This is a genomic window from Thermus sp. CCB_US3_UF1 (assembly GCF_000236585.1).
Classification (GTDB): domain Bacteria; phylum Deinococcota; class Deinococci; order Deinococcales; family Thermaceae; genus Thermus.
On the sequence record NC_017278.1, the window covers coordinates 1,738,384 to 1,756,265 of the forward strand.

Genomic DNA, 17,882 nt, shown 5'->3' on the forward strand with positions numbered 1-17,882 from the left:
TGGGCAGGTACCCATAGGAGGTGGTCCCCATGGAACAGCTTACCCCACTCATCAACGCCTTGAAGCGATACTGGAAGGCCGACCTCAGGCGCCTCACCTTCCTGGCCGCCCTGGTGATGGCTCTGGTCACCGCCCGCACCACAAGCGGCCCCAGACTCGCTCTTTCCCTCGGCTCCATAGCCAGCCCTGACCCCCGCTCCGCCTACCGAAGGTTCCAGCGGTTCTTGGCCTGGCCGGGGCTGGACGGGGAGGGCTATGCCCGCTTCATCTTCGCCCTCCTCCGACCCCAAGGGCTCCTCCTGGTCATGGACCGGACCGAGTGGGAGCTGGGGAAGAGCAAGGTCAACCTCCTGATGCTGGCCTTCCTGTACCAAGGCCTGGCCGTCCCCCTGTTCTGGAGCTTCCTTCCCCACGACGGCAACTCCTCCACCCCCGAACGCATCGCCCTGATGGAGAGGGCCTTGGCTTTCCTGAGGGCCCACTTCCCCCACCTCCGGGTGGAGGGGTTCCTGGCGGATCGGGAGTTCATAGGGGAGGCGTGGTTCCGGTACCTGGAGGAGAAGGGCATCCCCCGGTGCATCCGAATCAAGGCCAACACCCGGATGTGGCGGTTGGGCTCGGGCCCTCGGGCCTGGGAGCTCTTTGCCTCCCTGAAGGTGGGAGAGAGCCGGGTGCCCAGGCGGCGGTACTGGGTCTACGGGCGGCGCATGTGGGTGGTGGGGTTGCGCCTTGGGGTCCGGGAGTGGCTGATTGTGGCTACGGACCTGGACCCTCACCGGGTGCTGGAGGTGTACGGGCTCAGGTGGGGGATAGAGCGGCTCTTTGGGGCCCTGAAGGGGCGGGGATTTGACCTGGAGGCCACGCACGTGACGCGGGGGGAGAGGCTTTCGCGGCTTTTGGTCCCCTTGAGCCTGGCCTTCGTGTGGGCGTTTCGGACGGGGCTTGTGCTGCACCGGGTGCGTCCGGTGAGGCCCAAGAAGCACGGGAGGCTGGGACAGAGCCTCTTCCGGGCGGGGCTGGACCTGCTCACCCTTTGGGCGCTTGCCCTCTGGGGTGCAGGGGGAGGAAGGCGCGGAAGTCCCTTGGGGTTATGCCCTATGGAGGTTTTGACGTGTACATAGCACGGACCCTTACACATAAATCCTTACACGACCCCGGCTTCTGGTGGACCTCTACCTGCTGAGGCGCCTGCCTCCCCTTGAGGCCAACGTGGGGAAGCGCCTGGTGAAAAGCTCCAAGCTCTACCTGCGGGACAGCGGTCTGGTCCACGCCCTGCTGGGGATCCAAAGCCTCGAGGACCTCCTGGCCCATCCAGTGGTGGGCGGAAGCTACGAGGGCTTTGTGGTGGAGAACCTGGTCCGGGTCCTGCCCGATGGGGGAGAGGCCTTCTTCTACCGCACCCGGGCGGGGGCCATCTGGCTTGCGAGGAAGCGGCGGAAGATCAGGTCATAAAGCCGCCCGTGGGCCTCGGAAAGGGGCAGGGCCTGGAAAAGCCCTGCCTCCTCCAGGTCCTCGGGCCAGAGGGGGCGGGTGGGGCGGATGGCCTCGTGGGCGCCGCCCTCCCCCCAGGGCCGGGGGCGGGCGTACTCCGGGCCGAAGCGGGCCTCGATGAGCCTCCGGGCCAAGGCCATGCCCTCCGGGGCCACCCGGGTGGCGTCGGTGCGGTGGTAGGTGATGAGGCCCGCCTCAAAGAGGTCCTGGGCCAGGGCCATGGCCTCCGGCACGCGGAACCCCTCCCGGGAGGCGTCGGCGAGGAGGGCGTCCGTGGTGTAGGGGGGAAGGGGGTTTTGCTCCCGCTCTGCCTCCTCCAGGACCTCCAGGAGGAGGACCCTCTCCCTGACCTCGTCGGGAAAGCGTAAGGCAAGGCCCCGAAGGGCCACCTCGGTGAAGGGCAGGCGGGTTCGGGCCTCCCGCTCCCGGGCGATGACCCAGCCCAGGACCGGCGTCTGGACGCGCCCGGCGGAGAGGCCCCGGCGGCCAAGAAGCCTTTGCAGGTCCTCCGAGAGGGCGAAGCCGACCCAGCGGTCGGCGATCCTGCGGACCATCTGGGCCTCCACCAGGTCCTCCTTCACCTCCTGGGGATGCCTCAGGGCCTCGAGGAAGGCCCGGGGGGTGACGGCGTGGAACTCGCCCCGCACCACCTCCCTCCCGAAGGCGCGGAGGGCGAGGTAGACGTCATAGGCGATCTTCTCCCCTTCGGTGTCGGGGTCGGTGGCGAGGAGGAAGTCCTGGGCCTCCAGGGCCAGGCTCCTTAGCGCCTGGAGGGCCCGGTCGCGGTCGGGCTGGCTCTCCGTCCCGTCGGGGCACAAGGGGTCCGGGACGCTCCCCTCGGGGCAGGCCCGCAAGGGGTGTAGGCGGGGGCCGTCTCCACCCCGTAAAGCCCGCCCCGGAGGGCGAGGTCGGTGACGTGGCCCCGGGTGGCGGTGACCACCAGGTACCCCTCCTCGGCGAGGGCCTCGTAGACCACGAGGCCGGGGAGGTAGCGGCGCATGGGCCGGCCGAAGAAGCCGGCCAGGGTGCGGGCCTTGTTGGGCGACTCCACCACCACCACCCGCTCGGGCAGGGCAAGGCTACCCCGCTCCCCCGGGCGAGCCGTTCCCGGTCCTCGTCCACGCGCTTCAAGAGGGCCTCGAGGTCCGCCTCGGCCACGGGGAGAGGCGGCGCCTCCAGGAGGTAGCCGAGCCGGCGCACGAGGGCGGTGAAGGCCTTCCTGTCCTCGGCGAGGAGGAGGGCGAGGCCCTGGGTGAGCCCCGCCGGGGTGAGGCGGCTCGTCCGCCCCGAGGCCTGGAGGTAGCCGGTGACGTCGGCGAAGACCAGGACGGGCTTTTCCCCCACGAAGGTGAGCCCCACCTCGGGGCTTTCCGCCACGCGGGCGCGGAAGGCGGGGTCGGCGAGCCGCTCCAGGAGGGCTTCTCGCAGGGGGGCGACCTCCTTCTCCTGGAGCCCGGGCCTCCTGGCGAGGCTTCGGACCAGGGCCTTAAGCCTTGGGTCCTCCAGGAGGGGCAAAAGGGCAGGGGGTTGCGCCAGGAGGCGAACCCCACGAGGAGGTCTGCCTCGCCCCGCCGGAAGGCCTCGAGCGCCTCGGGCTCCAGATAGGCCTTGGCCCTGAGGCCCCGGGCCCGGAGGAAGCGGGCGAGGTCCAGGGCGGCCTCCTTCGGCAGGTCCCCGGGGAGGAAGAAAAGCCCCCCCTTTCCAAGCCGCCCCGCCCACTCCGCCCCCCTGGCCCAGAGTTCCTCCTGGGAGAGCCCGAAGGCCTCCTCGTAGAGGTCGGCTACCTTGCGCAGGGCGAAGCTCGGCGTGCCCACCTCAAAGCCCAAAAGCTCGCGGAAGAGGTGGACCCGCGGCGAGTGCGGCCTTGCGGTGGCGCTCGCCACGGCGAGGACCCCCCGGGCCTTCCCCCTCAGCCTTTCGGCCCTCCGCTCGGCCTCCTCAGGGTGCCTCCTCCGGAGCCGGATGAGGGCGAGGCCCTTCTCCACGTCCTCGGGGGCGAAGCCCAGAAGCCCCAGGACCCGGTCCACGTTCCGCGCCGACTTGAGGAGGCTGGCCACATCGTCCACGAAGAGGAAGTCCACGGGCCGGGGGAGCCGGGCGTGGTTTTTGTGGAGGAAGGCCACGGTGAAGAGGCCGATGGGGCGGCCGCCCTCGAGGAGGGCTTCCTTCTCCCGGGGCTTCCCGGTGTAGGCGGCGAAGGGGGCGCCCAGGGCCCGAAGCCGCTCCGCCGCCTGGGCCACGAGGAGGCGGGTGGGGAAGACGAGGTAGCTCCGCCGCCCCTCCCTGGCAAGCCAGCTGGCGGTGAGGAGGCCGAAGGTGGTCTTGCCGATCCCCGTGGGGGCGAGCATGGCGAAGGAGCGCCCCTGCACCACCCGCGCGGCCCAGGCCCGCTGCCGCGGCCAGGGCGGGGCGCCCACCTGGGCCGTAAAGAAGCGGGTCCAGTCGGCGAGGGCCTTTTCCTGGGCGGCGAAATGGGCGAGCGCCCCGGGGAGGGGAGGCTTTTGGGGGTCCGGCTGGCAGCGGGCGCAGGCAAGCCCCGCAGCGAGGCGCTCGCTTTCCGCCTCGCCGCCGCAGTTTGGGCAGTAGGCGGCGTAGCGCGTCGGGATCACGGCCCCATCCTAACCCGAAAAGCCCTGGGCCCCTCGGCGAAGGGCACGGGCCGGCGGTGGCCGGGGAGGAAGGCGAGCTCCTTTTGCGCCAGGTCCTGGAGACGGGGACCGAGGTCTTGCAGATCCTGCTGGACGCCGACCAGGGCCATGCCCAGGGGGCGTACTCTGCGGCCTTCTTTCGGGAACACGGCGGCCGCAAGAACGGCCACTACCCCCGTAGGCTGGAAACCGCCTTCGGCCAGGTGGCCCTTCGGGGCGGCGAACTTCAGGAAGCGCTTGTTGAGGTCCACCTCGCCAAAGAGGGAGAGCCCCGGTACCTGCTCCACGGGCAGGTGGCGCTTGTGCTCGGGGGTTTCCAGGACGATGGTGTTGGCCATCCCGCCAAGCCTTCCCGAGGAGAAGGCGTAGACCGGCTTAACCATCCCCTTCTTCCACGAAGTGGAGCTCAAAGTAGGCGCACCCCGAGCAGGCTGGGATCCTCTTGGGGGGTGGAGGGGTGGGCCTTTACAAGAGCGCCCGAAGGGCCTCCTCCTTGCGCATCCCGTGGGCCAGGGCATGGGGCGGGCTTTTCCGGTAGCGCTGGGCCTCGTGGAAGCCCTGTGCCTCCAGGTCCTGGTAGAGGCTTCCCCCCAGGGCCACGTCCCTTCCCTGGAGGCCCTTTTCCGCCGCATACCGGGCCAGGAAAGGTTCTTGGGTGTCCCGCTCGGGGCTCACCCCCGGAGCCTCGGGTGGGACCCCTCCCCGAAGCAGGCGGGATCGGTATCCCCGCCCCCCGGGAGGCGGAAAGGATCCGCTCCAGCCTCTCCGGGGGTTAGGGGGACGTGGGCGAGGCCCCTATGGGAGAGGGCCTTTAGGTGGGGCTAAAAAACGCCCCGAAGAACCTTCGGGCCAGGGAGGATCTGGGTGGCCCCGCCGATAAGGCGCATGGACCCCGCAGCACAACCCCAAGGTCCCTAGCCACCGGAATGGACCAGGTAGCGGAAGCCCAAAGGCGGGATCTCCACCTGGTTCCGGTAGGTGCGCCCCTCGAGGGGGTCCCGCCAGCCCCCCGGGGGCAGGGGCAGGGGGGTGGCCTCGAGGCCGCTATTGAAGGCCGCTAACACCTCGCCTTCTCCCGGCTCCCCGCGGAAGAAGGCGAGCAGGTGGCCTTCCCCCAGATACCCCCGGAAGACCGCGCTCCTCAGGGCGGGGAGCTCCCGGCGCAGCCAGGCCAGCCCTTGGTAAAAGGCCAGGGTCTCCCCGCGGCACCGGTCCCACTGAAAGGGGTACCGTTGGAGGTCGTACGGGGGCTTATCGGGTTTCTCCCCGGTAAAGCCGCACTCGTCCCCCTGGAAGGTCACCGGGACCCCGGGGAGGGCGTAGAGGAGTGCTGCGGCCAACCGCTGCCGGGCCCGGGCCTCGGAGCTTGGGACGTCCCCTAGGCCCCCGCCCCCCACCTCGGTGAGGAGCCGGGCGGTGTCGTGGGAGCTGATCAGGTTGAAGCCCATGCCGGCCACGGCCTCGGGGTAGAGGGCGTAGGTCCGGGAGAGGTCGGCCAAGGCCCGCCTCCCGTTGTAAAGGGCCAGGCTTCCCCCCTTGGCGAAGCGCAACAGGATGTCCCGGCCGATGGCGTAGTTCATCAGGGAGTCAAACTCGTCTCCCTGGAGCCAGCTTGTATCGCGCTGCCAGATCTCGCCCACCAGGTAGGCCTCGGGCTTGAGCCCCTTGAGTTCGGTCCGGAGGGCCTTGAAGAAGCCGTGGGCATCCAGGAGATCCCCGGGCACGTCCACCCGCACGCCGTCAAAGCCGAAGCGCAGCCAGTACTTGGCGACCTCTAGGAGGTAGCGCCGGACCCCCGGGTTGGCGGTGTTGAGCTTCGGCAGGTTCCCCAGGCCCCACCAGCCCTCGTAGGCCTGGCCGTCCCCCGGCGTGAAGGGCCAGCGCTTGATGAAGTACCAGTTCCAGTAGGGGGAAGCCGGCCCCCGCCGGACCACGTCCTGGAAGGCCCAGAAGCCCAGGCCGGTGTGGTTGGGTACGAAGTCAAAGATGACCCGCATTCCCCGGCGGTAGGCCTCCTCCAAAAGTTTCTTCAGGAGGGTCTTGTCGCCGAACTTGGGCGAGACCTCGAGGTGGTCGTGGGTGTCGTAACCGTGGGCCGAGCCCGAGTCAAAGAGGGGGTTGAAGTAGATCAGGCGCACCCCCAGGGCCTCGAGGTGGGGAAGCTTGGCCAGGACGCCCCCGAAGTACTGGTGGCAGCAGTGGTGCACGCTGGGCGGGTCGGTCCAGCCCGAGAGGTGGGGTCCCATCTCTCCCGAGCGCTGCCAGACCAGGTTGAACCGGTACTCATCGGTCTCCAGGGCCTTGGCGTCGTTGCTGGGGTCGCCGTTGAAGAAGCGCTCCGGGAAGATCTGGTAGCCCACCCCTTCCCCTACCCAGGGCACCTCGGCAAAGGGGTGCGCAGGGGGGGTAAAGGGGCCAAAGACCTCTTCCCGGCCGTCTTGGGTCTGGACCCGGATGCGGTACGCCCCGATCCCAGGCGCCACCGCCACGCGCCACACCTCGGTTCCCGGGAAAAAGAGCTGGCGGTGCATGGGGAACCGCTCCCCGCCCGCCTCCAGCCAGGCCTTGGCGACCGCCCCTTCGGCGGCGCTAAAGCGAAGGGAAAGCTTCCCGTCCGCCAGGGAGAGGTAGCGGGCCTCCTTGGGGTCATGGGCGAACTCCAGGGCCACCGGCCCGCCCGGGGCTACTGGGGCCTGGACCACGATCACCGCGTTCTGGCCGCCGAAGCCGTCGTCCACACAACCTGCGGCCGTGGGGTCCACCATTGGGGTGCCGAAGGTGGGGTCGTGGCACATGTCCTTGGGCCACTGGCCGTTGATAAAGAACTTGTACTGGTACTCGCCTGGTTCCAGATCCAAGGTTATCGTCCAGGAGCCGTCCTCCTTCTTCATGGGGGTCTCGCCCCAGCCGTTGAACGAGCCCCTGAGGCTCACTGTCCGCACCTCCAACCCCGGGGGCGGGGTGTAGCGGAAGGTGACCGGCACCCCCAAGGCCCAGCCGAGGACCGCTACCAGCGCCAGGATTCGCCGCATATTCCCTCCTGTAAAAGCGCTTCCATACTACCCCAAACTGGGGAAAGCCTCAGCTCAGAGCCGCGAAAAAGCTTGTACACCCCTTCTCCGGAGGAGAGGCCGGTGAAGGGCTAGACGTGCGGGGGGATGTGAACGTGGTGTAGAATGGCTTATATGGTGAAAAAGGTCCACTCCACCACACTAACGGTTGATGCCCAGGGAAGGGTGCTCCTCCCGAGCCCCTTGCGCCGGGCCTTGGGCCTTAGGCCGGGGACCCGGTTGGTGGCCTTGGTGGAGGAGGGTCGCCTGGTGCTGGAACCTTGGGAACGGGTGGAGGAAGCGCTTTGGGAGGAGCTTTCCGACATCAAGGAAAGCCTTACCGAGGAGCTTTTGCGGGAACGGCGCTTGGAGGCCGAGCGGGATGCCTGAGGAAAAACTTCTGGACGCTTCCGCCTTGCTCGCCTACCTGCAAAGGGAGTCCGGCTTCGAGGTGGTGCGCCAGGCCTTGCGTGAGGGGGCGGCCATCAGCGCAGTGAACCTGGCCGAGGTGGTGGGCAAGCTCAAGGGTAGAGGAAAAGACGCGGACCGGATTGTGGCCAGACTGCTGGCGATGGGCCTCGAGGTGGTGCCCTTCACCTTGGAGGAAGCCCTCGAGGCGGGTGCCCTGGATCCCTTGACCCGCCCCTTGGGGTTTTCCCTTGGGGACCGGGCCTGCTTGGCCACGGGGAAGGTGCGGGGCTTGGAGATCCTCACCACAGACCGGGCCTGGAGCCAGATCCCGGGCGTGCGGATACGGGTGGTGCGCTAAGCTCAGGGGGCCGGATCAAACACCTCCCTCATGACCCAGCTGGAGGCGGCCACGGGAAGTCTTTTCCCCAAGGCGCCCCAGTGGGGCAACTACCTGGACATCTGGCGCGTCCTGCCCTTCTTTCACTACTTGAAAAACTCCTTCCTGGTCTGCTCCCTGACCACGGCCTTCGCCCTGGCCGTGGCCACCTTCGCCGGGTACGCCCTCGCCCGGTTCCGCTTCCCCGGAGCGGAGCTTTTTGGGGGAAGCGTCCTCGTGACCCAGGTGATCCCCGGAATCCTCTTCCTGATCCCCATCTACATCATGTACATCTACGTGCAGAACTGGGTCCGCTCCGCTTTGGGCCTCGAGGTGCGCCTCGTGGGCAGCTACGGGGGGCTTGTCTTCACCTACACCGCCTTCTTCGTTCCCCTGAGCATCTGGATCCTCAGGGGCTTCTTCGCCTCCATTCCCAAGGAGCTGGAGGAGGCGGCCATGGTGGACGGGGCCACGCCCTTCCAGGCCTTCCACCGGGTGATCCTGCCCCTGGCCCTCCCGGGCCTCGCGGCCACGGCCGTCTACATCTTCCTCACCGCCTGGGACGAGCTCCTCTTCGCCCAGGTCCTCACCACCGAGGCCACCGCCACCATTCCCGTGGGCATCCGCAACTTCGTGGGCAACTACCAGAACCGCTACGACCTGGTCATGGCCGCCGCCACGGTGGCCACGCTGCCCGTCCTCGTCCTCTTCTTCTTCGCGCAGCGCCAGCTCATCCAAGGCCTCACCGCCGGGTCGGTGAAGGGCTAGGCGTTGGGAGGAGGAACGCGCATGGCCGAGAACGCCGAAAAGTTTCTGTGGGGGGTAGCCACCAGCGCCTACCAGATCGAGGGGGCCACCCAGGAGGACGGGCGGGGGCCTTCCATCTGGGACACCTTCGCCCGCCGCCCGGGGGCCATCCGGGACGGAAGCACAGGGGAGCCCGCCTGCGACCACTACCACCGCTACGAGGAGGACATTGCCCTTATGCAATCCCTCGGGGTGGGGGTCTATCGCTTCTCCGTGGCCTGGCCTCGGATCCTCCCCGAGGGCCGGGGGCGGATCAACCCCAAGGGCCTCGCCTTTTACGACCGCCTGGTGGACCGGCTTCTCGCGGCGGGGATCACGCCCTTCCTCACCCTCTACCACTGGGACCTGCCCCAGGCGTCGAGGACCGGGGCGGTTGGCGGAGCCGGGAGACCGCCTTCGCCTTCGCCGAGTACGCCGAGGCGGTGGCCCGGGCCCTCGCCGACCGGGTGCCCTTCCTCGCCACCCTGAACGAGCCCTGGTGCTCGGCCTTCCTCGGGCACTGGACGGGGGAACACGCCCCCGGCCTCAGGAACCTGGAGGCGGCCCTTCGCGCCGCCCACCACCTCCTCCTGGGGCACGGCCTCGCCGTGGAGGCCTTGAGGGCCGCGGGGGCGAAGCGGGTGGGGATCGTCCTCAACTTCGCCCCGGTGTACGGCGAGGACCCCGAGGCGGTGGACGTGGCTGACCGCTACCACAACCGCTACTTCCTGGACCCCATCCTGGGCAGGGGGTATCCCGAAAGCCCCTTTCAAGACCCCCCGCCCACTCCCAACCTCTCCCGTGACCTGGAGCTCGTCGCAAGGCCCCTGGACTTCCTAGGGGTGAACTACTACGCCCCCGTCCGCGTGGCCCCGGGGACGGGGCCTTTGCCCGTGCGCTACCTTCCCCCGGAGGGGCCGGTCACGGCCATGGGGTGGGAGGTCTACCCCGAGGGGCTTTACCACCTCTTGAAGCACCTCGGCCGGGAGGTGCCCTGGCCCCTTTACATCACGGAAAACGGGGCCGCCTACCCCGACCTCTGGACGGGAGAGGCCGTCGTGGAGGACCCCGAGCGGGTGGCCTACCTCGAGGCCCACGTGGAGGCCGCCTGGCGGGCCCTCTTCACCCTTTACGCCACCGCCACCCCCTTTGACCGGCCCTGGGAGGCCCGTTACCTCCTGGAGCCCACGGGCTTCGTCCCTTACCGCCTCTTCACCCGTTTCATGCGCCAGTTCGCCGTCTACACCCGGGAGCGGTACCGGGGAGGGAGGTCGTGTCAAGAGTTATGTGTAAGAGTCTGTGTACGGGGGGCATACCGCTCCTGAAGCATCTTCTCCAGCACCTCCTTCACCTCCGAGAACCCCTTTAGTTTCCGTTCTGCCCACCTCCCTTCCTGCCTCTCCGACTCCAGGTAAAGAAGCTTGTACACCGCCTCTTCCTTAGGAAACTTGTGGTCCCGCACCTTCGTCCCCCGCCGCACTTCCCGGATAAACCGCTCCATCAGGTTGGTGCTCCGCAGGTACGGCCAAAGCACCTTGGGGTACCCGTAGAACCGCAGGAAGGCCCCCGAATCCTGTACCCAAAGCCCCACCACCCCCGGGTACCGCGAACCCCAGGCGGCCTTCACCTCCTCCAAGGCCCCAAGAGCTTCTTCCCGGCTCTCCGCCCCGTACACCCGCCTCAGGTCCTCCGCCAGCAGGCCCCGGTCCCGCGCCCGCACCTGGGACAGGCTCCACCGCACCCCGTGCACCACGCACCGCTGCCATTCCGCCTGAGGGTAGACCCTGCGGATCGCTTCAGGAAGCCCGGGCAGCCCGTCGGTGATGAAGAGCAATACCCGCCGCAGGCCCCGCTGCCAAAGCTCCCCCAGGACCCCCTCCCATCCCAGGGCGCTCTCCGTGGGCAACAGCCAAAACCCCAGGACCCGCCTCTCCCCATTAGGGGCGATGCCCAGGGCCACATACACGCTTTCCCGTACGATCCCTTCTCCTTCCCTGAAGACCTTTAGGGAAAGCCCGTCCAGGTAGACGAAGGCCATCTCCTCGGGCAAAGGCCGGGTGCGGAAGGCTCCTGCCGCCTCCAGGACCTCGTCCGTCAGGGCGCTCAGGGTCTCGTGGGAGTAGCGGTGGCCTAAGAGCAGGCTCAGTATCTCGGCCGCCTTGCGCTGACTGACCCCGGCGGCGTAAAGGGCTACCGCCACTTCCCCCACGTCCACCAGGCGGCGGACGTAGGGCTTAAGGAAAGCCGGGTAATACCGAGATTCCCGATCCCTAGGGACCTTCAGGTCCACCTGGCCGAAGGTGGTCTCCAGCTTGCGGGGGTAGTAGCCGTTCCTGCGGCCTCCGTGCACCTGCAAGAAGGCCGTCCGGTCCAGCTCCAGAACCGTCTGCAGAACCTCGGCTACTGTCTCCCGCACCGCTTCCCTCAGCAAGATCCGCAAGGTATCCTGGTCCACGGGGCACCTCCTCGTGCTAAGGTGTGCCCCCCTATTAAACACGGACCCTTACACATAAATCCTTACACGACCGGGAGGGAGGGAGTTCTACTTCGCGGGGGGGATTGAGGACCTAGCCCGCTTCCACGGGTACCTCCGGGACCGCAACCTCCTCACCAAGCGCCTCTTCCGCCCCCCAGAGGGCCTGGTGGCCTACGAGGTCCCCCTCCTGGAGGTCCCCGAGGAGGCGAAGGCCCTCCTGGCGGAGGTGCGGAGGCGGCTCAAGGCGGCGGCCTACCGGGCCCCCCAGGAGGAGCGGGGGATCGTCATGGCCCAGCGCACCCTCCTCTCCCGGGCCATCCTGGAGAGGATCAAGCTGAGGGCGGCCCTTCCCCTGGTGGCCGGCCTCCTGGAGGAGGGGTGGCACGTCCTGCTCTTCGTCCAGTACCGCTCGGACAAGACCCTGGACCTCACGAGCCCCGAGGCGGTGGAGGCCTTCCTCCAGGACGCCGAGGAGAGGGGGCTCAAGGGGGCCCTCCACCGCCACCTGGCCCCGGCCCTGAAGGGCCTCGGGCTCACCCTCCCCTCCCCCGTGGCGATGGTCCGGGAGGCCTTCGGAGGGCTGGGAGAGGACCTCGCCTTCTACACCGGGGCGGAGACGGGAAGCGCCCTCAGGAGGACCAAGGCGGCCTGGGACGAGGGGAGGGTGCGCCTCCTCCTGGCCACCGCGGGCAAGGGGGGTGTGGGCCTCTCCTTCCACGACACCACGGGGAAGAGACCTACGGCCCAGATCGTCCTCACCCTGCCCTGGACGGCCACGGGGCTGGACCAGGTCCTGGGCCGGGTGGTGCGCCTTGGAATGAAGAGCCCCGTGCGGATCCTCTTCCCTGCGGCCCCGGTGCCCTTTGAGCAGCAGCTTGCGGCCACGGTGGCCCAGAGCCTGAGGACCCTGGGGTACGCGGTGCGAGGGGGCGAGGGGGTGGTGCCGGAGCGGGTGGTGGAGGCCTTCCTCTACGACCTGGCGGCGGTGGACCTGATGGGCTTCCTCAGGCTTTTAGAGGCGGAGGAAAGCCTGTCCAAGGCCCCCCGGGAGGAGGAGGCCTCTTCCCTGGAGGTGCCGCTTCCGCCCTCGGGGTGAAGGGGAGCCTAAAACTGTAGGGTGAAGGGGGTCCCGGAGGCCTCCAGGGAGTAGACCCCTTCCCTTCGGGGGTGCCCTTTCCAGCTCTTTTGGTGGGGGGCCCGGGCTCAAGCTACCCGGCCCAGAGCCGTGGGCACCAGGTCCCTCCCACCACCACAAACTGAGGGGATACGCCCAAACCCCCACGCCAAAGCGGCTCAGGAATCCTCCCGCCGTTTTCCCGAGACTCCGTTCCCCCTCCGCCCATCTGCGCCCTTCCAAGGTAGTGTTACCCCCCACCCCCATGGGTAGGGCCGGTCCACCCGGGCCTCAGGGGAGGGTCAGCCTTGCGGGAAACAAGCTTAGCGATAAGACCAAGCCCTCTTCGCACCGGCTAGGAGGCTCTCCCCATGGCCTCTACCTCCTCCAGGCGCCTGGGATGGAGCGGGCCAAGGGCGAAGAGGTAGAAGGCCAGGAAGGAGGCCAGGGCCACCCGCAAGGGCAGGGTCACGCCGATCCCCCCCAGGACCCCCGAGAGGGTTCCCCCTAAGGCGCCCGCCCCGTAGATCAGGGCCCGCAGGGCGGCCAGGCTCCCCGCCAGGGCCTCCTCGGGCAGCAACCACCCCCGCACGGCCCGCAGGTGGACGCCCGTGACCCCGACGGCAAACCCATAGAGCAGGCCCCCCGCGAGGAAAGGAGGGAACGGAAGGGCCAGGAGGAGGAGGGCCCTCACCGGGTCTCCCCGGTCCAGCCGGGGGCTCAGGAGGAGCAAAGGGCCTAGGGTGAAGTACCCGAGGGCAGCGAAGAGGCCTACCCAGAAGGCCTCCCCCGTGCGGGCCACCTCCAGGCTCAAGGCGCTGAAGCCCAGGGCGGCCCCCAGGTCGCCCAGGGCCTCGGAAAGAAAGGCCAGTTTCCAGACCGGGTTCAAGCCTCTAGAGCGAACCCTTCCACCATCCAGATGACCCCACCTGTAATGGAGCAGGCATGGCAAAGGGGCGCACGTACACCCGCCGCGTCCGGCCGCCGACCCTGACCTCTTGCACCTCCTTGAGCATCGCCATTCACCCCCTTACGGGTTAGCCCCAGAGTAGCAGCAGGGGAATACCGCCCGTGGAGCCCAGGAGGGCCTCACCCACGCCCCTCGGCGTCACCACGAGGGGAGAGAACCCTTTGGGAGAGGCGGAGGAGAGGGGGAAAGAGAAGGGAGGCCAGGAGGAAAACGCTCCCAAAGGCCACGAAGGCCCCCCTGGGCCCCAGGAGGTCCCCAAGCCCCCCGCCCAAGGGGGAGCCCAGGACCCGGGCCGTCTGGGTGAGGACGTTGACGTAGGCAAAGAGGCCCACCAGGGTCTCCGGGGGGGCAAGCCGCTGGAGGAAGGTCCGGAAGGCGATCCGGGCCACGGAAACCCCCGCCCCCGAGACCAAAGACCCGAGGAGGAGGTGGGGGTAAGGGAGGAGGCCGTTCCCCAGGTTGCCCAGGCCCAGGAGGCCAAGCCCCCCGAGGAGGCCAAGGACCGGGGGGAGGGAGACGCGGGTAAGGGCCTGGGCCACAAGGAAGCCCCCCAGGCTAAAGCCCGCCCAGGCGATACCTAGCCCCTCGGGCCGCTTGAGGTCGTGGAAGAGAAGAGCGGTGAGGACCCCGCCCCCCGTGAGGGCCAGGGCAGGGAGAAGGGCAGGTAGAGCAACGGGGAGGAGAACACCCAAGGGTACACCCCCAAAGGCCTTCCGCCTCCCTTCGGAAGGGCCTAGGGGAGGAGGGGCCTTCAGGCCCAGGAGGAGGACCAGGGCCACCCCCAGAGGAAGGGCGAAGAGGGGAAGGGCGTAGGGCCCCAGGCGGTCCACGGCAAAGCCCCCTATGAGGGGGGCCAGGACCAGGCCCAAGGTATTGGCCATTTCCCAGCGGGCGTTGGCCTGGGACAGGGCCTCCTTAGGGAAGAGGCGGGGCAGGGCGCTTCCCAGTAAAACGCCGTAGATGGCCAGAGCAGCCGTAAGGAAGAGGAAGAGGGCGAGCAAGGCGGCGTAAAGGAGAAGAAAGGTGCTAAGGCCAGGGCTTCCCAGGGCGAGGAGGGCCGCTACCCCAAGGCCAAAGGCGAGGAGGCGGAGCACCATTTGGGGCCTGGTCTCAAGCCAGGATTGGAGGAGAAAGGGGGTCAGGATGCTCGCTAAGGCTTGAACCAGGGTGAGGACCGAAGTTTGTAGCCCCGAGGCTCCCGCTTCCAGGAACCGCCATAGGCCCGCCACCACCAGGCCCTGGCCGGTCAGGGTTAGAAGGAAGGCGAGGAGGAAGAAGGAGAAGGTACCCGAGGGCGGAGTTAAATCCTTAGCCATGCTGGGACGCTGAGCCATCAGCTAGAGGGATTTCGCTGGTGTAATTGGGGATAGTCCGAATGTCCACGGCATCAAAGAAGTTCGGTTGAACAGGTATTTTCCGTAGCTCTTGCAGTAGAGGCGAATTCTCCCAAATGTCGGCTAAAGTGCTCGTTAGAAGGTTGCCGAAGAACGAATACCTGGGCCGCCACTCACGCAATTTGGCAGAAACGTAGACATTACCCCTCGGATCTACGCGAAGAGCACGATTACCCCTAGAGGTAAGCCATATCTGATCGCGGGCCGGGTTTTCCGATCTAAGTTCTCTAGAAAGCTTATACCACAGCCTTTGGTGGGGCTTAATCGCACCTAATCTAACCATGTCCATGTATTCCCCTACAGCGAAGTCCCACTCTTCCTGGCTAAGAACGAGATGATTCAAGCTTGCCCCGCGCCCTGCGGGATACATGGGCGCAATCCCATACATAGCGTTGTTTTGTGTTGCGATTTCACCTATCTTTCTAATCTCAGTGTAGTTCTTCTTGTGAACTACCGTGAAGACAGCCAGAGGGATACCGGCTTTGGCAATGAGACTTATCTGCCGCAAGGTAGTCTTAAATCCCCCCTTACCCCGAAGCAAATCGTGGCTATCCGGACTAGATCCGTCTAAAGTGGTACCCACGAAGTTCAGATTTTTTGTGGACGCAATCTTATCTAAGTCGCTATCTCGCAACACGGACAAGTCGGTGTTAACTTGAACGCTAAACCCTAGCTCGTCCGCTAGGCGGATGATCTCCAATCCATCTGGCCTACTCAGTGGATCACCTCCTGTGAATTCAAGGTAGAAGACCCCTTCCTTTCTTATGGAATCCAAGATATATCCCCACTCATCGAAAGTCAGCTCTTCCCGAAGAGGTATTTTGGGTTCAGGGCCGGATTCGTATGCACAGTATGCACAACGCCTATAGCACCTATTCGTGAGCTCGATTTCCATGGATAGAGGCCTATAGTACCGGTCATCGGAGAAGTGTTGATCGTCTAGGAACAAAGCTTTAGATTCCAGCCCTTCTTGAGAAGGGCGAAGGTATCCCTCGGCAATCAAGTAAAGGATTAAATGCCCCGCTGCCTCTACAAATCCCTTGGTAATTTCACTTAAGCCTCCTTCTTTGAGAACTTGCTTGAGGGCCAGCGATGGCCTAGTAGCAACTACAAAGGATCTAACAAGGTCGAAGGCTTCCTGATTGAGAAAAATGCCCCTCTTAAAGCCGTAGAGTATTCCCCCGAACCGCTCTCTGCGTAGGACAACGCTAGCGTCGCTGGCAAGGACAAGGGGCACGTCTTCGACCCAAAGCCTTTCGTATTCCGAGCCTAATCCTTCTTCGAGGTCCTCCTCGTAAGCCAATATAAAATTGCCTGTATCAATGGCAACCATCAGGAAATCATGCTGCTGGCCTACGACCTTTGGAAGTTGTAAACCCCTCTCGTGCATTTCTTCCACCCCCTTACGGGTTAGCCCCAGGGTAGCAGGGGGGAGGTTACGTCCAGGTTACGTGGAAGCTCTTCCCAACGATGGCCCCTGCGTAACCTCGCGTAACCTTGGACTCCCCGCGTAACCTCCCCCTTGGCACCCTGGAAGCATGAGGCACAGGTGGCCTTGGGTTCTCCTCGTGGGATGGCTTCTCCTGGCCCTTCTAAGAGGCCCTGGTCCCGCCCCTTCCCTGGCCTGCTGGAGTCCCGACTGCTTCCCTCCCGGTTCACACCCCGTACTCCCGGCGAAGCCGCTCCACCCGGGCCCGGGCGATGGGGTAGCGGGGATCCTCGGGGGATAGCCCCTCCAGGAGGGCCTCCCAAACCTCCAGGTCCTCCCCCAAGCGCTCTGCGAGGAGGAAGAGGGCCTCCTGGTCCCCCGAGGCCAGCACCGCCCGGCGCAGGGTCTCCTCCAGTTCTAGGCGGAGCGCCTCCACCCCCGGGGCCTGGCTCCAGGGGAGGAGGGGGCCCTGGTAAAGGGCAAGGGCCTGTTCCAGGTCTCTCCCGGAAAGGGCCCTGAGAAAGGCCAAAAGGTCCGAGGGAGGAGGGTCTTCCAGACGGTAGGGGGCGCAGGAGATCCGGAAGCCCTTGGCCCGCAGGCGGTGGAGGAGGGTCTTCAAGGCCCCTAGGTTGGGTTCCCCGTAGAGGGCCTCCGCCAGGGCTTCTCCCGATATGCCCTTCTCGTGGGCAAGGAGGAGGGCCAGCGCCTCCGTGCCCCTAGGCCCTAAGGAGGGTAGGGGACCTCCGTCAAGGAGGCGGAGGGAGGTCTCCTCCCCTCGGCCCAGCAGGAAGGCCCGGGCCTCGGGGCGGAGGGCGGGGGCCAGGCGGGGGGCCAGTGGGGCCTCTACCTCCGCCCCCAGGGCCCTGAGGCGGGCCTCGGCCAGGAGGGCGTAGAGGGCCCCGTCCTCCCGGAGGAGGCCGTGGGCGGAGAGGAGGAGATCCCTGGCCGCCTCCCCCCCTTCCAGGAGCCCCTGGGCCAGGAGGAGGAAGCCCTGGGACCACCCCGCCTGGGGGCCGGCCTGGGCCGCTTCCAGGAGGAGCCGGGCCCTAAGGGGTTCCAGGGCCAAGGCCCCAAGGACCAGGAAGCTCGGGAGGCTGCCCGGGCCCAGGAGGGGAAGGAGGCCCTGGAGGAGGGTCCGGGCCCGCCGGGGCTGGCCCCGGAGGAGGTGGGCCAGGGCCAGGGTGTGCCCGGCCAGGAGGCGCACCCCGGGCAGCTCGTGGAGCAGGAACTCCTCCCCCTCTTCCAGGACCTCGGGGAGGGGAAGGGCGCCGAAGAAGAGCTCCAGGCGGAGGTGGTGGAGCCGGGTCCAGGGGGAAGGGGCCTTGAGGCGGGCCAAGGCGGCATGGGCCAGGGCCTCGGGACGGCCCAGGCGCTCCAGGACCACCGCCAGGGCCAGGTGGAGCCGGGCCTCCGCCTGGGAGTTCCCCCGGAAGCGGTGGAGGGCCTCCTCCAGGGCCACCGCCCCTTCCCTCGGGGGCAGGGCGAGGCCCAGGTGGTAGAGGGTGAGGGGGGTCTGGGCCCTCCGGGCGGCCTCCAGGGCCAGGGCCCGGTACCCTCCCCAGTCCCCCTTGCGGCCCTCCAGGAAGCCCAGGAGGGCCAGGCGCTCCGCCTCGGGGAGGCCTTCTTGGGGGGTTTGGAGGAGGGCCAGGGCCTCCCGGTCCTTTCCCCCCTCCAGGAGGCGGAGGGCGATGGGGAGGCGGGATGGGTCCATAGGACCAGCCTAACGGCCCGCCCCAG

Annotated in this window: 17 protein-coding genes and 1 pseudogene; 7 read left to right on the forward strand and 11 right to left on the reverse strand. The window is 67.3% G+C overall.

The annotated features are described in order from the left end of the window. The first annotated feature begins 29 nt into the window (after nucleotides 1-29). Entirely contained in the window at nucleotides 30-1,121 is a 1,092-nt protein-coding gene (locus TCCBUS3UF1_RS08600; protein WP_014514485.1) for an IS4 family transposase, read from the forward strand. A 43-nt stretch (nucleotides 1,122-1,164) separates the two neighbouring features. Beyond that, nucleotides 1,165-1,452 (forward strand): DUF4143 domain-containing protein, encoded by a 288-nt coding sequence (locus tag TCCBUS3UF1_RS08605; protein WP_041433851.1) that lies wholly within the window; start codon nucleotides 1,165-1,167, stop codon nucleotides 1,450-1,452. Here TCCBUS3UF1_RS08605 and TCCBUS3UF1_RS12160 read toward each other — a convergent pair. From TCCBUS3UF1_RS12160 to TCCBUS3UF1_RS08635, 6 genes are all read right to left on the reverse strand, one after another. Continuing rightward, nucleotides 1,392-2,309, reverse strand: coding sequence for a DNA topoisomerase (locus TCCBUS3UF1_RS12160; protein WP_255344581.1), 918 nt, complete (start codon nucleotides 2,307-2,309; stop codon nucleotides 1,392-1,394). The two genes, TCCBUS3UF1_RS08605 and TCCBUS3UF1_RS12160, sit on opposite strands and share 61 nt — an antisense overlap. Continuing rightward, nucleotides 2,252-2,551: a toprim domain-containing protein gene (locus TCCBUS3UF1_RS12165; RefSeq protein WP_255344582.1), complete on the reverse strand. Its 300-nt coding sequence runs from the start codon at nucleotides 2,549-2,551 to the stop codon at nucleotides 2,252-2,254. Before TCCBUS3UF1_RS12165 ends, TCCBUS3UF1_RS12160 begins: the two co-directional genes overlap by 58 nt. A 67-nt stretch (nucleotides 2,552-2,618) precedes the next feature. After that, entirely contained in the window at nucleotides 2,619-4,100 is a 1,482-nt protein-coding gene (locus TCCBUS3UF1_RS12170; protein ID WP_014516130.1) for a DEAD/DEAH box helicase, read from the reverse strand. Next, on the reverse strand, nucleotides 4,097-4,522 hold the full coding sequence (locus TCCBUS3UF1_RS12445; protein ID WP_014516131.1) for a hypothetical protein: 426 nt from the start codon (nucleotides 4,520-4,522) through the stop codon (nucleotides 4,097-4,099). Before TCCBUS3UF1_RS12445 ends, TCCBUS3UF1_RS12170 begins: the two co-directional genes overlap by 4 nt. An 82-nt stretch (nucleotides 4,523-4,604) precedes the next feature. Next, nucleotides 4,605-4,814 (reverse strand): peptidase C26, encoded by a 210-nt coding sequence (locus TCCBUS3UF1_RS11495; RefSeq protein WP_014516132.1) that lies wholly within the window; start codon nucleotides 4,812-4,814, stop codon nucleotides 4,605-4,607. A 239-nt stretch (nucleotides 4,815-5,053) separates the two neighbouring features. Next, nucleotides 5,054-7,171, reverse strand: a complete 2,118-nt coding sequence (locus TCCBUS3UF1_RS08635; RefSeq protein WP_014516133.1) for an alpha-amylase family glycosyl hydrolase — start codon at nucleotides 7,169-7,171, stop codon at nucleotides 5,054-5,056. Nucleotides 7,172-7,324: 153 nt separating this feature from the next. On the opposite strand from TCCBUS3UF1_RS08635, the gene TCCBUS3UF1_RS08640 reads away from it, so the two are divergent. From TCCBUS3UF1_RS08640 to TCCBUS3UF1_RS08655, 4 genes and pseudogenes are all read left to right on the forward strand, one after another. Continuing rightward, the gene (locus TCCBUS3UF1_RS08640) at nucleotides 7,325-7,579 is read left to right on the forward strand and encodes an AbrB/MazE/SpoVT family DNA-binding domain-containing protein (protein WP_014516134.1); all 255 of its coding nucleotides are present in this window, start codon (nucleotides 7,325-7,327) and stop codon (nucleotides 7,577-7,579) included. Then, on the forward strand, nucleotides 7,572-7,958 hold the full coding sequence (locus TCCBUS3UF1_RS08645; protein ID WP_014516135.1) for a type II toxin-antitoxin system VapC family toxin: 387 nt from the start codon (nucleotides 7,572-7,574) through the stop codon (nucleotides 7,956-7,958). The genes TCCBUS3UF1_RS08640 and TCCBUS3UF1_RS08645 overlap by 8 nt, the downstream gene beginning before the upstream one ends. A gap of 30 nt (nucleotides 7,959-7,988) precedes the next feature. Beyond that, a complete protein-coding gene (locus TCCBUS3UF1_RS08650) occupies nucleotides 7,989-8,744 on the forward strand; it encodes a carbohydrate ABC transporter permease (RefSeq protein ID WP_014516136.1) in 756 nt (251 codons plus the stop codon). Between the two features lie 21 nt (nucleotides 8,745-8,765). After that, nucleotides 8,766-10,087 (forward strand): annotated as a pseudogene (locus TCCBUS3UF1_RS08655) (GH1 family beta-glucosidase). Here the strand turns inward: TCCBUS3UF1_RS08655 and TCCBUS3UF1_RS08660 are convergent. Next, nucleotides 10,039-11,259 (reverse strand): IS256-like element ISTth4 family transposase, encoded by a 1,221-nt coding sequence (locus tag TCCBUS3UF1_RS08660; protein WP_014514494.1) that lies wholly within the window; start codon nucleotides 11,257-11,259, stop codon nucleotides 10,039-10,041. The pseudogene TCCBUS3UF1_RS08655 and the gene TCCBUS3UF1_RS08660 overlap by 49 nt on opposite strands. Nucleotides 11,260-11,404: 145 nt before the next feature. Here TCCBUS3UF1_RS08660 and TCCBUS3UF1_RS08665 point away from each other — a divergent pair, with 145 nt between their 5' ends. Further along, nucleotides 11,405-12,334, forward strand: a complete 930-nt coding sequence (locus TCCBUS3UF1_RS08665) for a hypothetical protein (protein ID WP_014516138.1) — start codon at nucleotides 11,405-11,407, stop codon at nucleotides 12,332-12,334. 373 nt (nucleotides 12,335-12,707) lie between these two features. Here the strand turns inward: TCCBUS3UF1_RS08665 and TCCBUS3UF1_RS08670 are convergent, their stop codons facing one another. The 4 genes from TCCBUS3UF1_RS08670 to TCCBUS3UF1_RS08680 form a co-directional block, all read right to left on the reverse strand. Beyond that, the gene (locus TCCBUS3UF1_RS08670) at nucleotides 12,708-13,241 is read right to left on the reverse strand and encodes a hypothetical protein (RefSeq protein ID WP_014516139.1); all 534 of its coding nucleotides are present in this window, start codon (nucleotides 13,239-13,241) and stop codon (nucleotides 12,708-12,710) included. Nucleotides 13,242-13,441: 200 nt separating this feature from the next. Further along, entirely contained in the window at nucleotides 13,442-14,638 is a 1,197-nt protein-coding gene (locus tag TCCBUS3UF1_RS08675; RefSeq protein WP_003043751.1) for an MFS transporter, read from the reverse strand. Next, the gene (locus TCCBUS3UF1_RS11630) at nucleotides 14,631-16,106 is read right to left on the reverse strand and encodes a radical SAM protein (RefSeq protein WP_014632236.1); all 1,476 of its coding nucleotides are present in this window, start codon (nucleotides 16,104-16,106) and stop codon (nucleotides 14,631-14,633) included. Before TCCBUS3UF1_RS11630 ends, TCCBUS3UF1_RS08675 begins: the two co-directional genes overlap by 8 nt. A gap of 265 nt (nucleotides 16,107-16,371) precedes the next feature. Continuing rightward, entirely contained in the window at nucleotides 16,372-17,856 is a 1,485-nt protein-coding gene (locus TCCBUS3UF1_RS08680; protein ID WP_014516140.1) for a hypothetical protein, read from the reverse strand. Nucleotides 17,857-17,882: the final 26 nt, after the last annotated feature.